Origin of the sequence: Microbulbifer sp. SH-1 (assembly GCF_011326135.1) — a bacterium.
Lineage (GTDB): Bacteria > Pseudomonadota > Gammaproteobacteria > Pseudomonadales > Cellvibrionaceae > Microbulbifer > Microbulbifer harenosus.
On the sequence record NZ_CP046948.1, the window covers coordinates 833,435 to 855,610 of the forward strand.

A 22,176-nucleotide genomic window follows, 5' to 3' on the forward strand; every position below is an offset into this window, starting at 1 on the left:
ATGGTTCTGTATAAAGTGCGACGCCTTTTGGCGTCGCTTTTTATTAGGGCTTCCGGAACCACGGTCATCCTTGCTGCGGCAGTATATGTACTGAGCAGTTATCTGCTGCTTACTTTTGCCGGTGAGGCGGAGATAGTTGCGCCGGAGAATTTCTTCTACTGGCTGGTAGTGACTGCCTCCACCGTTGGCTACGGGGATTTTTCTCCAAGTACGCCGGTGGGCAAGTTGGCGGTCAGTCTCTGGGTTATTCCTCTGGGCCTGAGCCTATTTGCGATGATTGTCACACGTGTGGGCTTTGGTATTTCTGAATTTGTACAGCGGGGCAAGAAAGGTTTACGCAAAATGAACCATCAAAACCATACCGTTATCATCGGCTGGAACGGCACCCGCACATTGCGCCTGATCGAACTGTTGCTGTCCAAAACCAACGGCAATGCGTCGGAGATAGTGCTTTGTGTCGAGGCGGAAATTGAAAACCCCATGCCGAAACAGATTGATTTCGTGCGGGTGGAATCCTTCTCTCACGCAGAAAGCATGCAGCGCGCCAGCCTGGATAAAGCAGCGCGAATCATCATCGACAATCCGCTGGATGATGTGACTCTGACTACGGCCCTGTTCTGCGACAAAATGAGCCCGAACAGCCACAAAACGGCTTACTTTCAGGACGAAAATGTCGGGGAGTTGCTGCGTGGCCACTGCCCGAAAATCGAATGTATTCCGTCTGTCGCGGTCGAGCTACTCGCCAAGTCCTCTCTCGATCCAGGTTCTGCGCGTCTGCACCGGCAGTTGCTGGACAGCACCTACGGTATGACACAGTACAGTGTGGTGAGCAGCCGCTTTCGGTGGGTGCGCTGTTTGATCATTTCAAGCACGGCCTGTCTGCAACCCTGATCGGTGTGCGCCGGGCCGGTGAACAGAAGATTGCGATTAATCCGGCACTGAACGAGAATGTCGCCGCCGGCGATACCCTCTATTACATCGCCGCGGAGCGTTTGCCGGAAAAACGCTGTTTCGACGTAAAAATTACCGAAAGGGAAGCGCTCGGGGAATGTTTGACAAGCTGATTAATAAATTCAAAAAGCCCGAAGTGAAGCCGCAAACTCCGGAAATTATGGGGCTGCGGATGGGTGCAAGCTTTGAAGTCGATCCGCTGGCAATCCGCCTGATATTGGAAGAGCTGGCGATTGAGACCTTCGAACCCACCCAGATCATCAAGGCGGCTGGTGTGGTCGAACTGGATGGTACCTGGGTATACCGCTTCTATACCGATGACGATGCCTGGTTGCAGGTGGTCGCGGAAGGCGGTCGGCGGGACGAAAACGTGGTAGATGTAAAGCTCTTCCATTTTTACGACACCCGCGATGTATCCACAGAGAGCACCTGGAACAACCTGCTGAACCGCGAAATTGGCGCTGCCAGCTATACGCTGGATGGTCGCAATTACGAGCGCGTATGGACGGCCACCGGGGATTACCACAACCCGGTGCATATGGTGGAAACCACCTACGACGAAGACGGCAGCCACTCCAGTACAGATCAGTTCACCATGCTGTTTGAGCGTCCGCTGTCGGATCAGCGCACCGAATCCTTATTTCTTTCTGCGGAAGAAAAACTGGAGGCTGGGGGTTACCTCAGCCGCTGTCTGGTGCTCAGTACCGGCATTTCTCTCACACCTTCACAAATTACAATTCACGGATAACAAGGAGTAGTACCCATGGAGCAGTCTTACGATTTATTGGCTGGCATCCTGCATTTTGCCGCTTATTTCGGCCTGTCGCTGGTGTTATTGATCGCATTCAAATTTTTGTATGCACTGGTCACACCCCACGATGAATGGAAATTGATCCGTGAAGACAAAAATACGGCAGCGGCCATTGGCTTTGGTGGTGCCGTGCTGGGTTTTGCGATTGCCCTTGGGGGTGCTGCGAGCAATTCCGTCTCCCTGCTGGACTTTGCTACCTGGGCGCTGATCGCTCTGGTTGCGCAGTTGCTGGCGTTCGCCATTATTCGTTTCCTGTTTATGCCGCGCATCGTGTCCCGTATTGAAGAGGGCGAGATCAGCGCGGGCGTCATGCTGGCCGCGACCACCATTGCGGTAGGCGTACTGAACGCTGCCTGCATGTCCTACTGAACGGAGGCCGTGCAATGAAATCATTGAAACGTACAGCGGCGATCAACCTCGACCGGATGCGCAAAAATCCGGGCCGCAATTTTGTGCTGCGTCCCATCGCACTTGGCATCGTGGCGGCGCTGATGGGCTGTAGTTCCAAGGAGGAAGTAAAAGTTGTCGCCTCTGTAGCGGACTGTGTCGACCAGACCGAGCTCAATCAGGCCCAGTGCGAGGCCGCGTATCAGCAGGCCCTGCAGGAAGCCGAGCGCACCGGCCCGAAATACGATTCGCGCCAGTTGTGTGAGGCGGAGTTTGGCAATTGCCGTCAGTCCGGCAGCTTTTTCCTGCCGCTGATGACCGGTTTTATGGTCGGACAGATGCTGGATGGGCGCGACCGCCGTCAATACTACAATCCGGTTTATCGTTACACCAATCCTTACTCCGGGCATTACGACCGATTGATGACCTCCGACGGCAGCGTAATCGGCCGTTCCGGCAAGGTGAACTACACGGTTCCATCCACGGCGACCAAGCCCAAACCCACGGTGACCAAAACTGTGTCCCGCGGTGGCTTTGGTTCCGTTGCGTCTGCCAAGTCCAGCTGGGGTGGCGGCCGTTCCGGGGGCTGGGGAGGCTAAGCTTTGCTGCGTATGCCCATCAACCCGCGCCCGGACTGGAAGGAAAGGGCGCGGGAGTTCGGCTTCGGCTTTCATACCATGTACGGTGAGCCTTACTGGGATGAAAGTGCCTATTACCAGTTTACCCTCGAGCAGATAGAGCGGGATCTGGAAGATCCCAGTGAAGAAATTCATCGGATGTGTCTGGAGGTCGTGGCCCGCGTGATGGCGGACGACGAACTCATGCGTCGCTTCTGTATCCCCGAGCGCCACTGGGATTTTGTGCGCAACTCCTGGGAGAGCGGCGATCCCAGCCTCTATTCCCGGTTGGACTTTGCCTATACCGGCAAGGGCCCGGCAAAGCTTTACGAGAACAACGCCGATACACCCACCAGCCTGTTTGAAACTGGCTTCTGGCAGTGGTTGTGGTTGCAGGACAATGTCGACCGGGGAGCCTTGCCTCGTCAGGCCGATCAGTTCAACAGCCTGCAGGAAAAGCTCGTCAATCGCTTTCGCGATCTGCAGTTTCTGACACCCGGCCGGGCGCTGCACTTTGCCTGCTGCAAAGGTACCGAGGAAGATCGCGGTACCGTGCAGTATTTGCAGGACTGTGCGCGGGAAGCGGGCATCGAAGAGCACTTTGTCTTTATTGAAGATATCGGCCGCGATGCGGAAGGGCGCTTCACGGATTTGCAGGATCAGGTGATCAGCTGGATGTTCAAGCTCTACCCCTGGGAGTTTATGTTCCGGGAAGAGTTCGGCGATTACTTGGGTGGCAACAATATCCGCTGGCTGGAGCCGCCGTGGAAGGCCATTCTCTCCAACAAGGCCCTGTTGCCCATGTTGTGGCGCATGTTTCCGGGGCATCCCAACTTGTTGCCGGCATTCTTTGAAGACGAGCTGGATCAGGCTGCGGAATTTGACGAATTGGTGAAAAAGCCGATTTTCTCCCGGGAGGGAGCCAATATTTCCATCGTCAAATCCGCGTCTTCCGATCGGGCCGGCCACAAGACAGAGGTTTTGTCAGATGGGCCTTACGGAGAGGAGGGCTATATCTATCAGGCCATGTACCCCTTGCCAAAATTCGGCAAGAACTACACCTTGATAGGTAGCTGGCTGATCGACGACGAGGCCGCCGGTATTTCCATTCGCGAAGACAGCGGCCTGATCACACTGGACTCCAGCCGTTATCTGCCACACATCATTCTCTGATTTCCACTCGATAACCCGGACTATTGAATATCCCAGTCCAGGATTTCAGCCAATGAACGGAAGCACCCCTGTAGCGGTGCTTCCAGCTTCAGTCGTTCATTGCTGACAGGGTGAACCAGCTCCAGCCGGTGCGCGTGCAGCAGCAATCGCCCGCAGCCGAAATGCTCCGAAAAGAAGCGGTTATGCACCGATTTCCCGTATTTGGGGCAGCCAATCAGTGGGTGCTGGATGTGCTTGAAGTGACGGCGTATCTGGTGGCGACGCCCGGTTTTCAGCTGTACTTCCACCAGGGAGTAGCGACTGCTGGGGTAGCGGTCTACAGCAATCGGAATTTCAACCGTATTGAGCCTGCGGAATAGTGTGACGGCATCCTGGCGAGGCAGTTCGCTTTTGGGGCGCTTACGCTGGTGTTTAAAGTCCGCCACCGGAGGCAGTGGGTGGTCGATAACACCCTGCTCGGGACAGTAGCCGCGGCACACCGCCAGATACTGTTTAACCGACGTGTCGCTGTCGAGCTGCGCCTGCAATCGCGCCGCTACATCACTGCTTTTTGCAAACACGATGACGCCGGAGGTGGGCTTGTCCAGCCGGTGCACCGGGTATAGATGGCAGCCGGTCAGGTCCCGCAGGGTCTGCAGCAGGAGGCGGGTTTCGTGGCGGTCGATATCGGAGCGGTGCACCAGCCAGCCCTCGGGCTTGTAAGCGGCGACAAGGTACTCGTCTTCGAAAATCAGCTTCGGCATATCCCCCGGAGCTGTGAACTCAGGGCCAGTCACTGAGCGGCTCCACATAGACCCAGCGCTTCTTGTATAGCTTGAATAGGGAGATTTCGTGCAGAGCGGATTCGCCACTACCGTCGCCATTGCGGAACCAGGCTGTAAACTCGACCACGGATTTCTTCAGCCCCTGTTTGCTCTTGACGACTTCCAGCCGGCACCAGTCGGTGTTGAGGTCGTCTGCGCTCAGGTCCGGGCAGGTGTCCGGGTGCCAGCTTTTGCGTAAGTACGGCAGATTGCCGGTCACATAGGCGGAGAAGCGGCTGCGCATCAGTGCTTCCGCCGTATTGGGATAGGCCTGACCGGAGAGATATAGGCCGCAGCAGTGGGCGAAAGGTTTACCGGAGCAGCAGTGGCAGAGTTGGGACATAGCGTTGAGACATGAATGGTCTGTGGAATGATCGGCGGAATGTCGGAATTTGCGCGCATGATAACAGCGGCGCGTGAGACTGGCAGGTCAGTTATGGGAGGGAAGGGCGCGCCACAGCTGCTAGGCTTAAGAATGTGGTAAACGACTACGCGGGTATCGTCTATATGAAATGTTGGCCCCTCTGCTCCGGATCGTTCCAGGTTTACGCAGCGGCCGGTGCCGTGATCGGCTGCGTGATGTCAGGTGCGGCAGTTTCCCAGACGGTGGAAAGCGGCCAGCAGCAGCGGGGAGGCCAGAGTCCGAGCCTGGCCTTCTGCCAGGAGCGGTTCTTCAAACAGGACGACGGACTGCTGCGCTGCAACTGGGCGGTGAACTTCAATTTTGCCTGCTTTATTTCCTACCCGTCCAACAAAGTGGTTCAGGCGGGGGCGCTGCTCTCCGAGCCGGAAGTGGTGGGCGAATGCGATAACGGCGAACGCATTATCAAAATCCTGCATTACTGACCTTCGAACTCGCCGGCTATCCGCAGGCTTCTCCGCCTGCGCTTCCCAATATCTGTTGAGTCAGAATTTACGTTGCCAATTGATGCATGCGGCAACTGGCGCATTCCCGAATTGCTGCTAGCATGGCGAAGTTTTCACCATGGTTTCCTGATAATAGCAAGACATAGGAGGGGGAATGCGGTTCACTCTGAACTCGAATATCGCCGCGCGGCATTTGTCGACTGTGGTGTGCGGTGCGCTGCTGGTAACGGCACTGGTGTCCTGCGGCGGTGGCAAGGCGGAAAAACATGAGGGGCCGGACTTTTCCCGTCAGAGTGCTTTTCCTTCCAGCTATAAGGCAGGCGAGGCTGCGCCGGTGCTGATCCGCGGTGCGACACTCCTGACCGGCACCGGTGAGCAGATGGTCAACGCCGATATCCTGTTGAAAGATGGCAAGATCGCGGCCATCGGCGAGGGGTTGAAGGCCCCGAAAAAAGGCATGGTAGTTGAGGGCGCCGGCAAGTGGGTGACCCCGGGGATTATCGACGTGCACTCCCACCTCGGGAATTATCCCGCACCCTCTATTGAATCCTCCCAGGATGGCAACGAGATGACCGCGCCCAACACGGCGCAGGTGTGGGCGGAGCACTCGGTCTGGACCCAGGATCCCCAGTTCGCACTGGCGCTCGCCGGCGGCGTGACCACCCTGCAGATCCTTCCCGGTTCCGCCAACCTGTTTGGTGGCCGCGGCGTGACCCTGAAAAACGTTCCCGGGCGCAGCGTGCAGGACATGAAATTCCCCGGCGCGCCCTATGGCCTGAAAATGGCCTGCGGGGAAAATCCCAAGCGGGTGTACGGCGGCAAGGGAACCCTTCCATCCACGCGTATGGGCAATGTGGCGGGTTATCGTCAGGCCTGGATCGACGCGGCGTCCTACCGCGACAAGTGGGACGACTACGAAAAAAATGGCGGTGAAGAACCGGAGCGTGACTTGCAGCTGGAAACCCTTGCCGGCGTTTTGAATGGCGAAATCCTGGTGCACAACCACTGCTACCGCGGTGAGGAAATGGCCATCATGATGGACGTGGCTAAGGAATTCGGATTCCAGATTACCGCGTTCCACCACGCAGTGGAGGCCTATAAAGTGGCGGACCTGCTGGCGGAGAACAATGTCTGCGCCGCGGTGTGGGCCGACTGGTGGGGCTTCAAGCACGAGGCCTTCGACATGACCGAGGCCAATCTCGCCATTATTGACCAGGCCAAGGCCTGCGGCATGATCCACTCGGATTCCGAAATCGGTATCCAGCACCTGAACGAGGAAACCGCCAAGGCCATGGTGGCTGGTCAGCGCGCCGGTTTCGCGATCGAACCACGTCATGCAGTGGCGTGGATGACTCTCAACCCGGCCAAGGCGCTGGGCATCGACGACGTTACCGGCAGCCTGGAAAAGGGCAAGATGGCGGACCTGGTGGTGTGGTCCGGCAATCCGTTCAGCGTGTACGCCAAGGCGGAAAAGGTATTTATTGATGGCAACCTGATGTACGACCGCAGCAATCCCGAGCGTCAGCCCCACAGTGACTTTGAGCTGGGCATTATGGATGCGGAAGGTGTGCGACTGTCCGGCAGCGATGTGGAAACCCAGGGAGGTGCACAATGATCGGCGTTAAACAGCGTTGCGGGATTGCCGCGCGGCTCGCTTTGGTTTCACTGGTGGCCATGGTGCTGGCGGCTGCGGCCCAGGCACAGACGGTGCTGATCAAAAATGCAAAGATCGTCACGCTGACGGACCAGGGTACCCTGGCGTCCGCGGATTTGCTGGTGCGCGACGGGCGCATTGAACAGATCGCCGACAATCTGGGGGACCTGAACGCGGACCTGATCATAGACGGCTACGGCAAGGTGGTAACCCCCGGCCTGATTGCGCCGAGCAGTGAACTTGGGTTGACCGAAATCGGCGCCGCCGCCTCCACCAACGATGGCGCGGTGCTGGATAGCGCCATTGGGGCGGGTTTCGATCCGTCGGTGGCCTACAACCCGCGCTCGACGCTGATCCCGTTCAATCGGGCTGGTGGCCTGACCCGCGCCGTCGTAGTGCCGAGCAGTGAGGAAAAAATCTTCGCGGGACAGGGCTTCGCCATCAAACTTACCGGCGAATTCGACAGCATTATCGATACCGGGCTGGTGCAAAAAGTGTATTTCGGCGAGTACGGTGCGCAATTGGCGGGTGGCAGTCGCGCGCGGGCCTACGAGCAGATTGAAGGTGCACTGCAACAGGCTGTGGAGTACAACCGCAATCGCGATGCCATTCGTAAGGGTGCATGGCGGGAGCTGGAGTTCTCCATCGCGGATCTCGAGGCGCTGCAACCGCTGATAGAAGGCGAGCAGTCGCTGCTGGTCAGTGCCAACCGAGCCAGCGATCTGCTGCAGATGCTGGCGCTGGCCAAAAAATACAATCTAAAGCTTATCATTCAGGGCGCCGCAGAAGGTTGGATGGTGGCGGACCAGTTGGCCGCCGCGCGGGTGCCGGTGGTGATTGACGCGCTGGGGAATTCTCCCGATGCGTTCGAGAAACTCGGCGCACGCCTGGACAACGCCGCGCTGATGCAGAAAGCCGGTGTACTGGTGGCGATCAGTGGCCCGGGTTACGCGGGTTCTCATAACAGTTACCTGTCCCGCCAGGGGGCTGGCAACGCCGTGGCTTACGGTCTGCCATTTGAAGAGGGTGTGAAGGCCATCAGTGCCAATGTCGCGACCATCTTCGGCCTGGAGGGCGGGGTTCTGGCCCCCGGTAGCCGGGCGGATCTGGTGCTGTGGAGTGGCGATCCACTGGAAGTTACCAGTTTCGCGGAAATGGTGCTGATTGACGGCAAGCCGCAGTCATTGGTAACCCGCTCGACGCGCCTGCGTGACCGCTATCTGCACCCGCAGGCCGGTACCGGGCATGGCTATAAACTGAAGTAAGGAATAAAAATGCAAAATGTGGAAATTACCGCGCTCTACGCGGGTTTGTGTGCGTTGCTGGTGCTTGCGCTGGCATTCAGAGTGGTGGGTTTTCGCCGCGGCAAGAAGGTGGGGATCGGCACTGGCGGCGACAAGGAGGGCTCGGTACTAATCCGGGCCCATGCCAATGCGGTGGAATATATCCCCCTGGCGCTGATCCTGATGTTGATCGCCGAACTTAACGGCCTGGCGCCCTTGTGGCTGCACTGTCTCGGCGGCGCATTGGTGTTCGCGAGACTGCTGCATGCTATCGGTCTGATCGGCGGCAAGGGAGGCTACCATCCGGGGCGCTTCTTCGGCACCTTGCTGACCTGGCTGGTGATCGCCACTCTGGCGCTGATAGATATCGCCGCTGTGCTCTGATCGAGTGACCGCTACGCGCGCGGCCATTATTCCGCGGCCACAAAAAAAGCCCGGCGGGGGCCGGGCAGAGTACAGGGATGGAAAAAGGTGAGGCTTCCATTCTCCCCAGAGGAGAGGGATGCCCCGGGATCGGGTCGCCCGGCCAGCGGGGGACAGGCCGGGCGGCGCGAATTACTGGTTTGCCGCGAGCGGAGTTACGTTCTCGCTCTGGGCATTTGATTCGTTGAAGCTTTCATCCTCAGTGAGCAGGTCTTCCGGCTTGCCCTTGCAGGCCCGGGCCAGGACTTCGCGACGCTTCGCCAGCATCAGGCCAATTTCTTCGCTCGCCTGCTCGGAAACGCCCGCTACATGGCGCTCGATCAGCGCGGTAATGTTTGCGGCCAGTTCCAGCATCTTGTCGTGTTCTTCGGCGTCTTTCTTGTTGTCGAACATGGCTCCGTCTCTATCGCATTTCCAAACGGCTACTACCGCCATAAGGGCCTCCTGTTGTTCTGGAAAAATTGCTCTGGAAAAATTGTCTTGGCTGATTGCTGACCAGTGCAGTCGCAGGCTGTATCCCGCAAACATTGGTTAACTTGTTATTGGCCGGGATGCACACAAGGTAACTGTATAGGTATCCAGTGTCAACCGCGATTTGAGCCCCGGTGAACCGATTGGGGAGATTCGCAGCGAGAGAATTTTTCGCGGCCATTGCATCCAAATCGGAACTCTCCCGCGTCCATCTGTTGAACGGGTAAGACGCATTCGGTCCCCGGGGCCGGGCAGATGGCCAGTAGTCGCCCCCCTGATGCGGAGTGATCGAAAAAGGTACAATCTGGTGCCAGTGCGGCGCCTTTGCCGCGGGAATATATGCCCGCGGGCTGTTTCCCGGTACTGCTTCCAGGACCAATTTGAGTAAGAGCGAGATAACACGAATGAGAGCGAGCAATTCACATGTTCAGCGCCGGTCACCGGTTTGGGGCTTCGCCTTGGCGGCATCCCTAGCTGTGGGGTTGTCCGGAAACCTGGTTGCCCAGGAAGCGGGGGAGGCGGCTGCACCAGTACCTCCTGTGCCGCCCGCACCCGAAGTGGCGCCGGCACCTGAGGCGAAGGTCTCCAAGCAGGTGAGGATTCTGCGCCAGGAGGACGGGAGTCTGCGTATTCACGCCCGTGATGAGAATGGCGAGAGTGCCAATGTGGAGATCAACCTCGGCGAGGAGTTTGGCGGTGCGGTAACCCGCCGGATCTACGAGAAGCTTGAGGAGAAGGGCATTCTCGATGAGAAGGGCCTGGTGGTGGATGAGGCGCTGGAATCCGTGCCACGCAACATCGAAATCGGTATCAAGGCCGAGATGGAACAGGCCGAACGCGCGCGGGAGCGGGCCGAACGCGCTCGCGAGCGTGCGGAACGAGATATGCATCATGGGCACGATATCGAACAATATCGCCCGCGGGACATGGAGTGGCTGATCGGCATTTTCGCCATTCTGGGATTTTTCGGTATGCCGATCCTGATCGTGTGGCTGGTGACCCGCAACAGCTACCGCAAGAAGCAACTGGTGATGGAGAACATCAACCGCCTGGTATCGGAAGGTCGCGATATTCCGCCGGAACTCCTCGATGCGATGGAAGGTGAAGGGCGCCGCAACACCAAGGACCGGGGCTTTACACTGATTGCTGTGGGCGCTGCGATCTTTATCTGGCTGACCGCGACCGCTGGCCTGGGGGTCGGTAGCCTGGGCCTGATTCCGCTGTTCATCGGTATAGCCCGCTATATCAACTGGAAACTCGATCAGCAGCAGCAAGCAGGTTAAGGGCGGCCATCCATGAGCCTCAATGATGAGGACCTGATCCGGCGCGTCGTCGAAGACGGGGACCAGCGGGCCTATGCCCAGCTGGTTCGTTGCTATCAGTCACAGCTGCGTTTCTCGCTTCGTCAGCTGTGCGATGGCGACCAGGCGCTCGCCGACGATATGGCGCAGGAGGCTTTTATCAAAGCCTATAAGGCGCTGCCTGCTTTTCGGGGGGATGCGCGATTCAGCACCTGGCTGTATCGCATTGCCTACAATCTGGTCATGAGTCACAAGCGCAAGAATGCGCCGGACGTGGACCAGGATGCGGTAGATCGGGCCCAGGCCAGCGAGAGCGTCGAAGAAGCGCTGCAGCTGGGGATGGCCAGAGATCTGAATTCGGCTATGGGGGAATTGAGTGACGTCCAGCGGCAGGCGGTGCATCTGTGCATGCAGCGCGGCTTTTCACACGAAGAGGCCGCGAGCATTATGAAGTTGCCGCTGGGCACGGTAAAATCCCACGTCAATCGCGCGCGGGCCAAACTGCAGACCCTACTGCAGGCCTGGCGAGAGGAGGTAGTCAATGGCTGATTTCAAACAGCAGTCAGCACAACCCCGAAACACATCTGGTGATGCTTCTGGGAGTGATAGTAAAGGCATGGTTACCAAAGACGGTTTCGCGCAGCCCGGGCTGCGGCCGGATATGACAGACGGTGAGCCGGATTTTGACACTTGGCTGTCGCAGCAACTGCAGTTCAACGAACCGCATCTGGACGATGATGGCTTTTGCGAACGGGTGATGGCAGATCTGCCTCCGGTTCCGGCGAAACGCGCAGAGCGTCGAGCCTCCCGCTTTCAATATGCGGCGGTGGTGGCTGCTTCCGCCATCGTCTGCTGGCAGTTCCCGCTCGATCAGGTACTGGCGTCACTGGTGGAGCAGAGCATCAGCCTGTACAGCCTGGTGGGCCTGAGCATTGCGAGTTCCATGGCTGCCATGACTGGCGGAATTCTGGCCGCGCGGCGCTGATCTGATCCCGGCGTCCAGGCGGCAATGTCCTTCCAGCCGGAGGTTTTCCTCCGGCTTTAACCTCTCTTCTATTTGTCTCTGCTCTCTCCCCCTTTATCGACTGTATTGCCCCAATGGTATTTCGCCGCGCTTGGTTACGCGGATGGCGGGCAGGAGGGTGCGCTGCAGCCCGAGCTTGGCCTCCAACTCATAGGGCACGGTGTTACCCTGCAACTGAAGCAATTCCGCGGCCGCCATAAATGAACCCATCAGGTTGGCGGAGGCGTCGACGACAATGGCCTCCTGTCCGTAGGCCGGGATTACCGGTAGCGTGTTGGACGTGCCAGTGATCACTTTGTGTCCCGCCAGTTTAAGGGTGTAGTAGAGGCCGGACAGCGCCAGGTCCGTGTCATTGGGATTGAATACTCGCAAATGGATGCGGAAACGCAGATCGCCGCTGTGGTTGTTCGGCAGGGGCTCCAGCGCCGTCACTTGTACCTCGGGGGTTTCAAAATCCGGCGAGAGGGTTGCGCAGCCCTGCAGGGAAAGGGCGACCAGCAGAGTGACCAGTAGAATGGGTACATTCATGGCCCGGCATACCGCTTTGTAGGCGGACGGATTAATTCGTGCAAAAAGTGGAAGCAAATGACTCACTGTTCCCCCTTGGGATACGGTTGGATTGGTCGGTAAAAGACCGCATTCGCGACAAAGGGTTCAGCGCGCGGGCAACCTGGGCACCCGGGAAGCCCGGTTTGAGTCGTCGGGTTTCGCGGGGATTTGTACACAGGGCTATACTCTGGTCCCAGTACGGTGTCAATTTGGAGCGACACTGGAGGGGCGTAGGGCAAAGTAGGGCAAAGGAGTGTCTTGTGGAGTTTGCGCAGTTACAGCCGGATCTGCAGCAGTGGATACGGGATGCCATAAAGCGTGGTCAGAGCCTCGCTGCAATGATGGATGCCCTGCTGAAAGCGGGGTATCGGCCCGAGATTGAACGCGCTGTGCAACAGTGTTTGGCCGGTCAGGATTTGGCTGACCATGAGACCGGTGCCGTGACGGCGGAGGCTGCCGCGGAGCACGGATCTGCAACCGCGGTGGAGGATGGCAAGCGCTTTCGGCTGTTTGAGTTGAGTGCAAATTGCATCGACCTTAATGATCGCCAGGTGGAGGTGCTGCTGGCCATGCGGCAACCCAACGTCGTTCTGTTTGGTAATCTGCTCTGTGACTGGGAATGCGATGCCCTGATCGAATCGTCGCGCCCGAAGCTTACGCCTTCGCGCGTGGTCAATGCCGACAAAGGAACCTACGAGCTTAAACGCGACGTGCGCACAAGCTCTGGGGCTTTCTTTCAGCGCGGGGAAACCCCACTGGTCGCCGCCATCGAATCCCGCCTGTCCCGTCTGTTGGGGGTGGCCGAAAGCCGGGGTGAACCGCTGCAGATTCTTCACTATCCGCCCGGGGCTGAATATCGGCCGCACTACGATTTCTTTGATCCGGCGCGCCCCGGAAACCAGCGGGTTCTGTCAATGGGCGGGCAGCGTGTGGGTACCCTGATCATTTACCTGAACGATGTAAAGGCCGGCGGTTCTACGGTGTTTCCCAAAATCGGCCTGGATATCCTGCCCAAGAAAGGCTGCGGCCTGTTCTTCTCCTATGCCGATGATGCCGGCGGCCTGGATTACCAGACGCTACACGGTGGCAGCCCCGTGGTGGCGGGGGAAAAATGGATTGCCACCAAGTGGTTGCGCCTGGGGGATTACCTGGCGCGGAGCGACTGATGGGCGGGCAGGAGCAGCCCCCGGGGGGCGACAAAGCGGAAGAGCTGGCGGAGTCACTGAAGCTCGCGGAGGTCGCCCCTTCGTCGTTTCCGGAAATTCTGGATACGGTGACGGCTTCTATTCTCAACATCTGGAAGGCGTTTCTCGGCCATATCCCGTTTATCGTCGCCAGTATGCTGATGCTGGTGCTGACTTGGGTGGTGGCCACGCTGGTGGGGCGTTGCGTATTCCGCTTCGCCAGGCGAACCACTCAACGTCCTTCTCTGCAACATCTGCTGGTGCGCCTCGCCAAGATCGTGGTTTGGGTGATCGGGCTGCTGTTTACCGCGATGATTATGTTCCCGGGGTTAACGCCGGCGCGTGCCCTGGGTGGCCTGGGGTTGCTGTCGGTGGCGGTTGGTTTGGCATTCAAGGATATTTTCGAGAATTTTTTCGCCGGCATCCTGATCCTGTGGCGCTTTCCTTTCGAAGCTGGAGATGTCATCAAGTGCGAAGAGGTGCAGGGGCGGGTGGAGCAGGTGGATGTGCGCAATACCGCAATTCGCCGCACCACTGGGGAGCTGGTGATCGTACCCAACCTTTTCCTGTTCAAGAATCCGGTGGAAATTCTCACCGATCGCAACAAACGCCGCTTTACCGTCATTGTGGGTGTCAGCTATGACGTGGATCTCTCAGCCGCAGTGACCGTTATTACACAGGCGGTGGAGTCCTGTGAGTCGGTGCGCGACGACGAACCGGTGCAGATCTTTCCGCGTGCTTTTGCCGACAGCAGTATCGAAATCGAGGTCACCTGGTGGGGCGGTTCAACGCCACTGCAAGAGCGGGAGTCCCGGGGGGAGGTAGTCCGTGCGGTCAAGCAGGCATTGGATGCCGCTGGTATGGAAATTCCCTTCCCATACCGGACGCTGGTGCTCAGAGACCCCTTGAGGTTGGAAGAGGCTCACAGCGAGTAAGAGGTTGGTGCAATTAACCCGGCAATGAAATGTTGCCGGGTTGAATACTGCGCGGTTTACACCGTGCTGTCTGGCTGGTTTTCCGGTCTCGCCCGGTCAAAGGCGGGCAGGGCGGCACACGCCTTGGCGATCCGCGCAATATGCGGGTAGTCATCCACCTTCAGTCCGAAGCGTTCGGCGTTATATATTTGCGGGATCAGGCAGCATTCAAACAGCCCCGGGGTCTCGCCGCCGGCAAATGGTGTGGCACTTGAGCTCAACTGCGGTTCCAGTGCGCGGAATCCTCCGTCGATCCAGTGGCGAATCCAGTCGATTTTCTGTTCTTCACCCGCACTCAGTGTGGACTGCAGGTATTTAAGCACGCGTAGATTCTGCAGTGGCTGAATGTCGCAGGCGACGTTATAGGCCAGGGCGCGTACCTGTGCGCGGGCGAGCGATTCCCGGGGTAAAAGCGCAGGCTCAGGGTATTGCTCATCCAACCACTCGAGAATGGCGAGGGACTGGGTAAATACGTGGCCGGCATCGACCAGGGCTGGTACCAGCCCCTGTGGATTCAGGCTGCGGTAAGCCGCCTCCCGTTGCTCGCCTTCCAGCAGGTTCACCGGATGGTAGTCGTATTGGAGCCCTTTGAGGTTGAGGGCAATACGTACGCGGTAGCTGGCGGAGGATCGGAAGTAGCCGTGCAGTTCCATTTCTGATTTCCTGTCTGATTATTGAGCGTTGGGTAGGTCGCATTCGCGAGTCCGGCTCTGTGCCATGTTGTTGCGGCAGGTCATTGGGAGACATCGACGCAAACAGTTTGCGTGAAACCCTGTAATTGCTGACAAAAATGGCGTCAAACCCCGTATAATGCGCGGCCGATTTCTTGAACTGCTATACGGCCGCGCCCAATTGCCGATTTGTTCGCCAGTGGACAATGCCCGGCTGGGCAGCCATCAGCGTCTCCGGGCGGGTTGCCAATGCTCGTTCGTCCCTGTCGGCGGCTGCCGGGAGTCTGTGTCAGCCAAAAATTCCTGCGGCAGTGGTTACAATTGAAACCAATCTTAGTTACATTTGAAACCTGGTACAACCCGTTCCTCAGCAGGTGAATGAACCGCGATGACAACAGATAACACACGAAGCGATAGCGTAGATCCGGCAAGCGCCATTGCGGACCCTATTGACGCTGTGCGTCCGGACGACCTGCGTCTGGAAAAATTTCTGCCTTACCGGCTGTCGGTACTTTCCAACCGAGTGAGCAACGCCATTGCGGATGCCTACAGTGCGCGTTTTGACCTCACTATCCCTGCCTGGCGGGTGATGGCAATACTGGGGCGCTTTTCCAATCTCTCCGCCGCAGATCTGGTGGAGCAGACAGCGATGGATAAAGTGGCCATCAGTCGCGCCGTGTCGATCCTGATCAAGAACGATTACATCACCCGTAGCGAAGACCTCGCGGACCGCCGTCGCCAGGTGCTGAATCTGTCGGAGCTGGGGCGCGATGTGTACGAACGCATTGTGCCGCTTGCGCAACAGTATGAGAACGACCTGATGGGATCGCTCTCGACCGATGAGCGCCAACAGCTCGACAGCATCATCGAAAAGCTGATGGCGCGCGCGCAGGACTGGGCCAACCGCGGCCTTATCGACTGACCCGGGCTTTTGTTGCCCTGGCCATTCGCGCCCCCACCCAAATTGCAAGAGGTGCGCCCTCTGGACGCGCCAGTATGAATTATCAGGAGCTACCATGTTCGATCACCTGACAAGCCTCCCCGCAGACCCGATTCTCGGCCTGCTGGCCACCTATCGTACCGATGAAAACCCCAACAAAATTGACCTGGGGGTGGGGGTATATAAGGACGAAGCGGGCCATACACCGGTGCTGCAGGCGGTGAAGGAAGCGGAGACGCGTCTGCTGCAAAGCGAAGAAACCAAATCCTATATTGGCCCGGCCGGTACCCCGGGGTTCAACAGCGCCATGCAGGAGCTGGTGTTGGGTGCGGGCCACCCCGCGCTGGTAGGCAATCGTGTGCGCTCTGCGCAGACGCCCGGTGGCTGCGGTGCACTGCGTGTGCTGGCAGAATTCACCAATCGCGCCAAGGCTGGCGCCACTATTTGGGTGAGTGATCCCACCTGGGCGAATCACGTTCCGCTGCTTGGCAACGCGGGTTTGCAGATCAAGAGCTATCCGTATTACGACCGCGCTACCAGCAGTCTGCAGTTCGACGCCATGGTGGAAACCCTTAAGAATGTGGGCGAAGGCGATCTGGTATTGTTCCACGCTTGCTGCCACAACCCCTGCGGTGCGGACCTCTCCCGCGAGCAGTGGAAAGTGCTGGCAGAAATGGCGCAGACACAGGGGTTCACACCTTTTGTGGATATGGCATACCAGGGTTTTGGCGAGAGCCTGGATGCGGATGCCTATGGTCTTCGTCTGATGGCAGAGTCAGTACCGGAAATGCTTGTGGCAGCCTCATGCTCAAAAAATTTCGGCCTTTATCGCGAGCGTGTCGGTCTGGCAATGGTGATATACAGCGATGCCGCCGCAGCGGATCGTGGCCAGAGCCAGCTGCTGAATGTAGTGCGCGGCAATTACTCCATGCCACCCAACCACGGTGGCGCCATTGTCGAGTCCATCCTGACCGATGCCAGTCTGCGCGCGAATTGGGAAGCGGAGCTCGCGGAAATGCGCGAGCGTATTAACGGCCTGCGCTCAGGGTTGGTCGAAAGTCTACAGGCCGCAGGGGCAGCAGGTGATTTCCGGTTTATCCAGAACCAGAAGGGAATGTTCTCATTTCTGGGAATCAACCCAGAACAGGTGCAGAAACTGCAACGGGATTATTCCATTTATATGGTAGATTCCAGCCGAATCAGTATCGCCGGTCTAAGTCAGAGCAACATGGCGTACTTCTGCCAGTCTGTTGCTGAAGTTCTGGAATCCTGACGCTGGATGTCGGCCGCGCCGCCGGCGCGGCCTGTTAAGCCCCGTCAATAATTGAGCTGCGCGGCGGTTTCGCCGTGCAACACCTGCATATCGTTTGAAGTGAAACCGAAAATGGAAGTTGAGGTAGATGCCCCTGTGTCCGAGCCTTTAGTCAAACCCTGGGATCCGGCGAGCTGGCGCAAGCTTACCGCACACCAGCAGCCGAAATACCAATCCATATCCGAAGTCGAATCCGTCGAGCGTGAGCTCGCCAGCTATCCGCCGCTAGTTTTCGCCGCCGAGGCGCGCGAGCTACGCCGGCAGTTGGCGGAAGTCGCGCAGGGTAAGGCGTTTCTACTGCAGGGCGGGGATTGCGCCGAGTCTTTTGCCGATTTCAATGCCAACCGAATTCGCGACACCTTCAAGGTGTTGCTGCAGATGGCGGTAGTGCTGACGTTTGCGGGCAATCTGCCGGTGGTGAAGGTTGCGCGCATGGCGGGACAGTATGCCAAACCCCGTTCTGCCGATATGGAAAATATCGGTGGGGTAGAGCTACCCAGTTATCGCGGCGACATCATCAACGGCATTGACTTTACCGCACAGGCGCGGGTGCCAGACCCGCGACGCATGTTGACGGCCTACAACCAGTCCGCTGCCACGCTGAATCTGCTGCGTGCTTTTGCCCAGGGCGGGCTCGCAGATTTGCACCAGGTGCACGCCTGGAACCTGAGCTACCTGGAGAATAATCCGCAGCGGGACCGCTATCTGCAACTGGCTGAGCGTTTGCAGGATGCGTTGGAGTTTATGGCAGTCTGTGGAATCAATTCCACCAATACTCCGGCCATTCGCGAGACCACGTTGTTCACTTCGCACGAAGCACTGCTGTTGAACTACGAGCAGGCGCTGACTCGCACCGACAGCCTCACCGGCCGATGGTACGACTGCTCTGCGCATATGCTGTGGATCGGCGAGCGTACCCGTCAGCTTGACGCGGCACATGTGGAGTTCCTCGCGGGTGTGTGGAACCCGATCGGGGTCAAGGTCGGGCCGGGTATGGCCACGGATGAGCTGATTCGTCTGATCGACCGCCTGAACCCGAACAACGAGCCCGGGCGTCTGACGCTTATTACCCGTATGGGGGCGAACACTTTGGGCGAAAAATTACCGGAGCTGGTGCGCGCGGTAGAAAGGGAAGGGCGCTCGGTGGTGTGGAGCACCGATCCGATGCACGGTAATACGGAGAAAGCATCGAGCGGCTACAAGACGCGAAACTTCGACAATATCCTGCGGGAAATTCGCGACTTCTTTGCGGTGCATCGCGCCGAGGGTAGCCATCCCGGCGGTATTCATCTGGAAATGACCGGCCAACACGTTACTGAGTGCACAGGCGGTGCCTGGAAAATTTCCGATGCGGATCTCGCCAGCTGCTATCGCACCCAGTGCGATCCCCGATTAAACGCAGACCAGGTACTCGAACTGGCGTTCTGCGTTTCCGAGTTGCTGCGCGAGGGCCGCAACGGCGGCGCATAAACACTGAAAACCTGGCAGGGCATCGGTACGATGGCTTCAGGCTGAGCGTGCCGGATTGCCCGGCGACCCGAACTTTTTGAAAGGGAGAGTGCGATGTATCAGTTATTTATCGGCAACAAGAATTATTCATCATGGTCGCTGCGCCCCTGGCTGCTGGCGACCCAACTGGATATTCCCTTCGAAGAGGAGCTTGTGCCGTTTGATGAAGGTGGCAGCTGGGGCAAGTTCCGCAGGTTTTCTCCCACCGGCCTGGTACCGTGCCTGGTGGATGGAGAGACCACCGTGTGGGATTCTCTCGCGATCGCGGAATATCTCTACGAGTCTTTCCCCCGTGTGTGGCCGCAGGACCGGCAGGCGAGGGCCTGGGCACGCAGTGCGGCGGCAGAAATGCACTCGGGATTTTCTGCATTGCGCAGTCAGTGCAGTATGAACTGTGGTGTGACTGTGGCGCTGCATGAAGTAAGTACCGCTCTCCGCAAGGATCTCGACAGAATTGAGGAATTGTGGCTGCAGGGCTTGAGGCGATTCGGAGGTCCTTTCCTTGCAGGGGCTTCGTTTACCGCGGTGGATGCATTTTTCGCACCTGTAGCCATACGCTTGCGGGGCTATCAACTCTCACTCGGGGATGAGGCCATGGCTTATTGCGAGCGCATACTGGCACTGCCGGGCCTGCAGGCCTGGATTGCCGACGCACTTCGCGAGACCTGGCGCGAGCATGATCACGAAGCCGAACTGGAAATGTACGGGTCGATTGTGGACGACCGTCGGGCCTGATCAGAGCTTTTTTGTGTAACCGGGCTTAGGCCCGGTTTCTATGAGCAGGTTAAAAGTATTCACTTAATAAGCCGTTATCAAACTAGGGAACTGGCTCCTCCCACAGACTTTTCTCCGCAAAGTTGGTCAGGAGCAGGGGGTTGTTCGGTGTGAAATTCGCTTCGCCATACAAAAACGCGGGCTGGTCGGTGCGTCATAGCGACATCTGCCGCCTCGGGGTACACTCGGGCAGGTCAGGATTTTAACAATCTTAAAAATAGTCAAAGAAACTTCCAAAGAAAGAAGAGGATCGAGTCGATGCGTCAAACATTGATCGCGATGTCCATTGCCGCCGCACTCGCGGCCCTTGCGGGCTGCGGTAAAGATTCCGAACAGGCGCAGGTGGCCAAGCCATCGGAGCAAGCGGTGGCTTCCGCTGCGACTGCAGCCGATGCTATCGGTGCTAATCCACTGTTAACGGAATGGGCCGGCCCTTATGGCGGCGTGCCGGCCTTCGACAAAATGAAGGTGGAAGACCTTAAGCCCGCGCTTGAGTACGCGATGGCGCAGAATCTTGCGGAAATTGAACAGATTGCCGGCAACCCGGATGCCGCCACCTTTGCCAATACCATTGAAGAAATGGAGCGCAGCGGCAAGGCGCTTGATCAGGTATTCACGTACTGGGGCATCTGGAGTGGCAACATGTCATCTCCTGAGTTCCGCGCCGTGCAGGCTGAGATGGCGCCTCAGCTCGCAGCGTTCAATTCCAAGATCATTCAAAACGATAAGCTGTTTCAGCGTGTGAAAGCCGTTTTTGATACGCGCAATGAATCAGACCTGACGCCAGAGCAGAAGCGCGTGGTTGAACTGGTCTATGACGAGTTTGCCACCAACGGTGCCACCCTGACCGGTGAAGCCAAGGCGCGCTATGCGGAAATCAACGAGCGTCTTGCAGAACTGCACACCAGATTCGCCAATAATGTACTGGCGGATGAGGAGGGCTACGATATTTTCCTGCTCAGTGATCAGTTGAAGGGCCTGCCGGAATCTTTCGTCAAAGCGGCAGCTGCGCTGGCGGAGGAGAAGGGGCAGAAAGGCAAGTACGCGATCACCAATACTCGCTCGTCGATGGACCCGTTCCTTACCTATTCGGAAGACCGCGCGCTGCGCGAAAAGGTGTGGCGTAATTACTACAGCCGTGGCGATAACGGCGGTGAACACGATAACAACGCGATCATTGCTGAGATTCTGCAGCTGCGCGATGAGCGTGTAGGTCTGCTGGGCTTTGATAACTACGCCGAGTGGCGCCTGCAGAACCGCATGGCCAAAACCCCGGAGAATGCCATTGAACTGATGGAGGCGGTGTGGCCGGCGGCGGTTGCCCGTGTACACGAAGAGGTGGCGGATATGCAGGCGGTTGCCGATGCGGAAAAGGCCGGCATCAAGATCGAACCCTGGGACTATCGTTTCTATGCGGAAAAAGTACGCAAAGCGAAGTACGACCTGGATTCCGATGAGGTCAAGCAGTACTTGCAGCTGGATAAGCTGCGCGAGGGCATGTTCTATGTGGCGGGGGAACTCTTCAATTTCAGCTTTACCCCAGTGAAGGCGGGCTCTGTGCCGGTATACCACGAGGATGTGAAAGTTTGGGAAGTCAAAGATAAGACGTCCGGCGAACACATCGGGCTGTGGTATCTCGATCCATTTGCCCGCGCCGGCAAACGCTCCGGTGCATGGGCCAGTATGTACCGCGACCACACGACCTTTGATGGCAAGGAAACGGTACTTGCTTCCAACAACTCCAACTTCATCAAAGGCGAGCCGGTATTGGTGAGCTGGGATGATGCGACCACGTTCTTCCACGAGTTCGGCCACGCATTGCACTTCCTCGCGTCCAACGTCGCCTACCCGACGTTGAACAGCGGTGTGCGTGACTACACCGAGTTCCAGTCGCAGTTGCTGGAGCGCTGGTTGAGCACGGATCCGGTCATCGATAATTATCTTGTGCACTACAAAACGGGCGAACCGATTCCGGCGGAGTTGGTTGCAAAGATCAAGAAGGCCGCAAACTTCAACCAGGGTTTCAGCACTACCGAGTATCTGGCATCCGCACTGGTGGATATGAAGCTGCACACCACCGATCCGAAAGGTATTGACCCGGATAAATTTGAGCGTGAAACACTCGACGCGCTGGGTATGCCGAGCGAACTGGTGATGCGCCACCGCACGCCTCAGTTCGGTCATATCTTTTCCGGTGAGGGTTATTCCGCCGGCTACTACGGTTACATGTGGGCGGACGTGCTGACCTCTGACGCGGCTGAAGCCTTTGCCGAGGCGAAGGGTGGTTTCTACGACAAGGAAGTGGCGGGCAAGCTGGTGAAATACCTGTTCGCACCGCGCAATGCCATCGACCCGGCGGAAGCCTATCGTTTGTTCCGTGGCCGTGATGCGGGCATCGAGCCGCTGATGCGCGATCGCGGGTTCCCCGTCCCTGGTGAAAAAGCAGAAGCTACAGCCTCTGCGGGTGAATAACCTGCGGGGCTGACCCGCTCAACAAA

Annotated in this window: 25 protein-coding genes; 20 read left to right on the forward strand and 5 right to left on the reverse strand. The window is 58.0% G+C overall.

The window, feature by feature from the left end; all coding sequences use genetic code 11:
• Genes GNX18_RS03775 through GNX18_RS03795 form a run of 6 tightly spaced genes read left to right on the forward strand, consistent with a single transcriptional unit; the run spans position 1 to position 3,939 of the window.
• Positions 1 to 891 (forward strand): potassium channel family protein, encoded by an 891-nt coding sequence (locus GNX18_RS03775; RefSeq protein ID WP_205828050.1) that lies wholly within the window; start codon positions 1 to 3, stop codon positions 889 to 891.
• Positions 843 to 1,064 carry a hypothetical protein gene (locus tag GNX18_RS19410; RefSeq protein WP_205828051.1) on the forward strand — a complete coding sequence of 74 codons (222 nt, stop codon included), beginning with the start codon at positions 843 to 845 and terminating at the stop codon, positions 1,062 to 1,064. The genes GNX18_RS03775 and GNX18_RS19410 overlap by 49 nt, the downstream gene beginning before the upstream one ends.
• Positions 1,049 to 1,699 carry a YjfK family protein gene (locus tag GNX18_RS03780; RefSeq protein WP_166215495.1) on the forward strand — a complete coding sequence of 217 codons (651 nt, stop codon included), beginning with the start codon at positions 1,049 to 1,051 and terminating at the stop codon, positions 1,697 to 1,699. Before GNX18_RS19410 ends, GNX18_RS03780 begins: the two co-directional genes overlap by 16 nt.
• Positions 1,700 to 1,714: 15 nt before the next feature.
• Complete coding sequence (locus tag GNX18_RS03785; protein WP_138235389.1) at positions 1,715 to 2,131, forward strand: DUF350 domain-containing protein; 417 nt, start codon at positions 1,715 to 1,717, stop codon at positions 2,129 to 2,131.
• Positions 2,132 to 2,145: 14 nt separating this feature from the next.
• Positions 2,146 to 2,748 carry a DUF1190 domain-containing protein gene (locus GNX18_RS03790; RefSeq protein ID WP_166215497.1) on the forward strand — a complete coding sequence of 201 codons (603 nt, stop codon included), beginning with the start codon at positions 2,146 to 2,148 and terminating at the stop codon, positions 2,746 to 2,748.
• 12 nt (positions 2,749 to 2,760) lie between these two features.
• On the forward strand, positions 2,761 to 3,939 hold the full coding sequence (locus tag GNX18_RS03795) for a glutathionylspermidine synthase family protein (RefSeq protein WP_240914340.1): 1,179 nt from the start codon (positions 2,761 to 2,763) through the stop codon (positions 3,937 to 3,939).
• Between the two features lie 20 nt (positions 3,940 to 3,959).
• On the opposite strand, the gene GNX18_RS03800 is transcribed toward GNX18_RS03795, so the two are convergent.
• Together GNX18_RS03800 and GNX18_RS03805 are read right to left on the reverse strand one after the other, a co-directional pair.
• Entirely contained in the window at positions 3,960 to 4,682 is a 723-nt protein-coding gene (locus GNX18_RS03800) for a pseudouridine synthase (RefSeq protein ID WP_138235392.1), read from the reverse strand.
• 19 nt (positions 4,683 to 4,701) lie between these two features.
• Positions 4,702 to 5,085, reverse strand: a complete 384-nt coding sequence (locus tag GNX18_RS03805) for a YchJ family protein (protein WP_138235513.1) — start codon at positions 5,083 to 5,085, stop codon at positions 4,702 to 4,704.
• Between the two features lie 164 nt (positions 5,086 to 5,249).
• Here GNX18_RS03805 and GNX18_RS03810 point away from each other — a divergent pair, with 164 nt between their 5' ends.
• The 4 genes from GNX18_RS03810 to GNX18_RS03825 all read left to right on the forward strand — a co-directional run bounded on the left by GNX18_RS03810 (position 5,250) and on the right by GNX18_RS03825 (position 8,930).
• The gene (locus GNX18_RS03810; RefSeq protein WP_138235393.1) at positions 5,250 to 5,588 is read left to right on the forward strand and encodes a hypothetical protein; all 339 of its coding nucleotides are present in this window, start codon (positions 5,250 to 5,252) and stop codon (positions 5,586 to 5,588) included.
• Positions 5,589 to 5,763: 175 nt separating this feature from the next.
• Positions 5,764 to 7,224 (forward strand): amidohydrolase, encoded by a 1,461-nt coding sequence (locus tag GNX18_RS03815; RefSeq protein ID WP_166215501.1) that lies wholly within the window; start codon positions 5,764 to 5,766, stop codon positions 7,222 to 7,224.
• Positions 7,221 to 8,528, forward strand: a complete 1,308-nt coding sequence (locus tag GNX18_RS03820) for an amidohydrolase family protein (RefSeq protein WP_240914207.1) — start codon at positions 7,221 to 7,223, stop codon at positions 8,526 to 8,528. The genes GNX18_RS03815 and GNX18_RS03820 overlap by 4 nt, the downstream gene beginning before the upstream one ends.
• A 9-nt stretch (positions 8,529 to 8,537) precedes the next feature.
• Positions 8,538 to 8,930 carry an MAPEG family protein gene (locus GNX18_RS03825; RefSeq protein ID WP_166215503.1) on the forward strand — a complete coding sequence of 131 codons (393 nt, stop codon included), beginning with the start codon at positions 8,538 to 8,540 and terminating at the stop codon, positions 8,928 to 8,930.
• Positions 8,931 to 9,101: 171 nt separating this feature from the next.
• Here the strand turns inward: GNX18_RS03825 and GNX18_RS03830 are convergent, their stop codons facing one another.
• Positions 9,102 to 9,404: a YebG family protein gene (locus GNX18_RS03830; RefSeq protein WP_138235395.1), complete on the reverse strand. Its 303-nt coding sequence runs from the start codon at positions 9,402 to 9,404 to the stop codon at positions 9,102 to 9,104.
• A 494-nt stretch (positions 9,405 to 9,898) separates the two neighbouring features.
• Between GNX18_RS03830 and GNX18_RS03835 the strand changes: the two genes are divergently transcribed.
• From GNX18_RS03835 to GNX18_RS03845, 3 genes are read left to right on the forward strand one after another with little or no spacing between them, the layout of a single operon-like run.
• Complete coding sequence (locus GNX18_RS03835) at positions 9,899 to 10,723, forward strand: DUF6249 domain-containing protein (RefSeq protein WP_240914209.1); 825 nt, start codon at positions 9,899 to 9,901, stop codon at positions 10,721 to 10,723.
• Positions 10,724 to 10,735: 12 nt separating this feature from the next.
• The gene (locus GNX18_RS03840; RefSeq protein WP_166215505.1) at positions 10,736 to 11,290 is read left to right on the forward strand and encodes an RNA polymerase sigma factor; all 555 of its coding nucleotides are present in this window, start codon (positions 10,736 to 10,738) and stop codon (positions 11,288 to 11,290) included.
• Positions 11,283 to 11,726, forward strand: a complete 444-nt coding sequence (locus GNX18_RS03845; RefSeq protein WP_166215507.1) for a hypothetical protein — start codon at positions 11,283 to 11,285, stop codon at positions 11,724 to 11,726. Before GNX18_RS03840 ends, GNX18_RS03845 begins: the two co-directional genes overlap by 8 nt.
• Positions 11,727 to 11,819: 93 nt before the next feature.
• Here the strand turns inward: GNX18_RS03845 and GNX18_RS03850 are convergent, their stop codons facing one another.
• Positions 11,820 to 12,293, reverse strand: a complete 474-nt coding sequence (locus tag GNX18_RS03850; protein WP_138235399.1) for an LEA type 2 family protein — start codon at positions 12,291 to 12,293, stop codon at positions 11,820 to 11,822.
• Positions 12,294 to 12,574: 281 nt separating this feature from the next.
• Between GNX18_RS03850 and GNX18_RS03855 the strand changes: the two genes are divergently transcribed.
• Together GNX18_RS03855 and GNX18_RS03860 are read left to right on the forward strand one after the other, a co-directional pair.
• Complete coding sequence (locus tag GNX18_RS03855; protein ID WP_205828052.1) at positions 12,575 to 13,480, forward strand: 2OG-Fe(II) oxygenase; 906 nt, start codon at positions 12,575 to 12,577, stop codon at positions 13,478 to 13,480.
• The gene (locus GNX18_RS03860) at positions 13,480 to 14,433 is read left to right on the forward strand and encodes a mechanosensitive ion channel family protein (RefSeq protein ID WP_166220340.1); all 954 of its coding nucleotides are present in this window, start codon (positions 13,480 to 13,482) and stop codon (positions 14,431 to 14,433) included. Before GNX18_RS03855 ends, GNX18_RS03860 begins: the two co-directional genes overlap by 1 nt.
• A 56-nt stretch (positions 14,434 to 14,489) precedes the next feature.
• On the opposite strand, the gene maiA is transcribed toward GNX18_RS03860, so the two are convergent.
• Entirely contained in the window at positions 14,490 to 15,125 is a 636-nt protein-coding gene (gene maiA / locus GNX18_RS03865) for a maleylacetoacetate isomerase (RefSeq protein WP_166215509.1), read from the reverse strand.
• 406 nt (positions 15,126 to 15,531) lie between these two features.
• Between maiA and GNX18_RS03870 the strand changes: the two genes are divergently transcribed.
• From GNX18_RS03870 to GNX18_RS03890, 5 genes are all read left to right on the forward strand, one after another.
• Positions 15,532 to 16,065 carry a MarR family winged helix-turn-helix transcriptional regulator gene (locus GNX18_RS03870; protein ID WP_138235402.1) on the forward strand — a complete coding sequence of 178 codons (534 nt, stop codon included), beginning with the start codon at positions 15,532 to 15,534 and terminating at the stop codon, positions 16,063 to 16,065.
• A gap of 94 nt (positions 16,066 to 16,159) precedes the next feature.
• Complete coding sequence (locus GNX18_RS03875; RefSeq protein WP_166215511.1) at positions 16,160 to 17,356, forward strand: amino acid aminotransferase; 1,197 nt, start codon at positions 16,160 to 16,162, stop codon at positions 17,354 to 17,356.
• Positions 17,357 to 17,467: 111 nt separating this feature from the next.
• Positions 17,468 to 18,865 (forward strand): class II 3-deoxy-7-phosphoheptulonate synthase, encoded by a 1,398-nt coding sequence (locus tag GNX18_RS03880; protein WP_166215513.1) that lies wholly within the window; start codon positions 17,468 to 17,470, stop codon positions 18,863 to 18,865.
• A 93-nt stretch (positions 18,866 to 18,958) separates the two neighbouring features.
• Positions 18,959 to 19,639 (forward strand): glutathione S-transferase family protein, encoded by a 681-nt coding sequence (locus GNX18_RS03885; protein WP_166215515.1) that lies wholly within the window; start codon positions 18,959 to 18,961, stop codon positions 19,637 to 19,639.
• A gap of 297 nt (positions 19,640 to 19,936) precedes the next feature.
• Positions 19,937 to 22,150 (forward strand): M3 family metallopeptidase, encoded by a 2,214-nt coding sequence (locus GNX18_RS03890; protein WP_205828053.1) that lies wholly within the window; start codon positions 19,937 to 19,939, stop codon positions 22,148 to 22,150.
• The last annotated feature ends 26 nt before the right edge of the window (positions 22,151 to 22,176 follow it).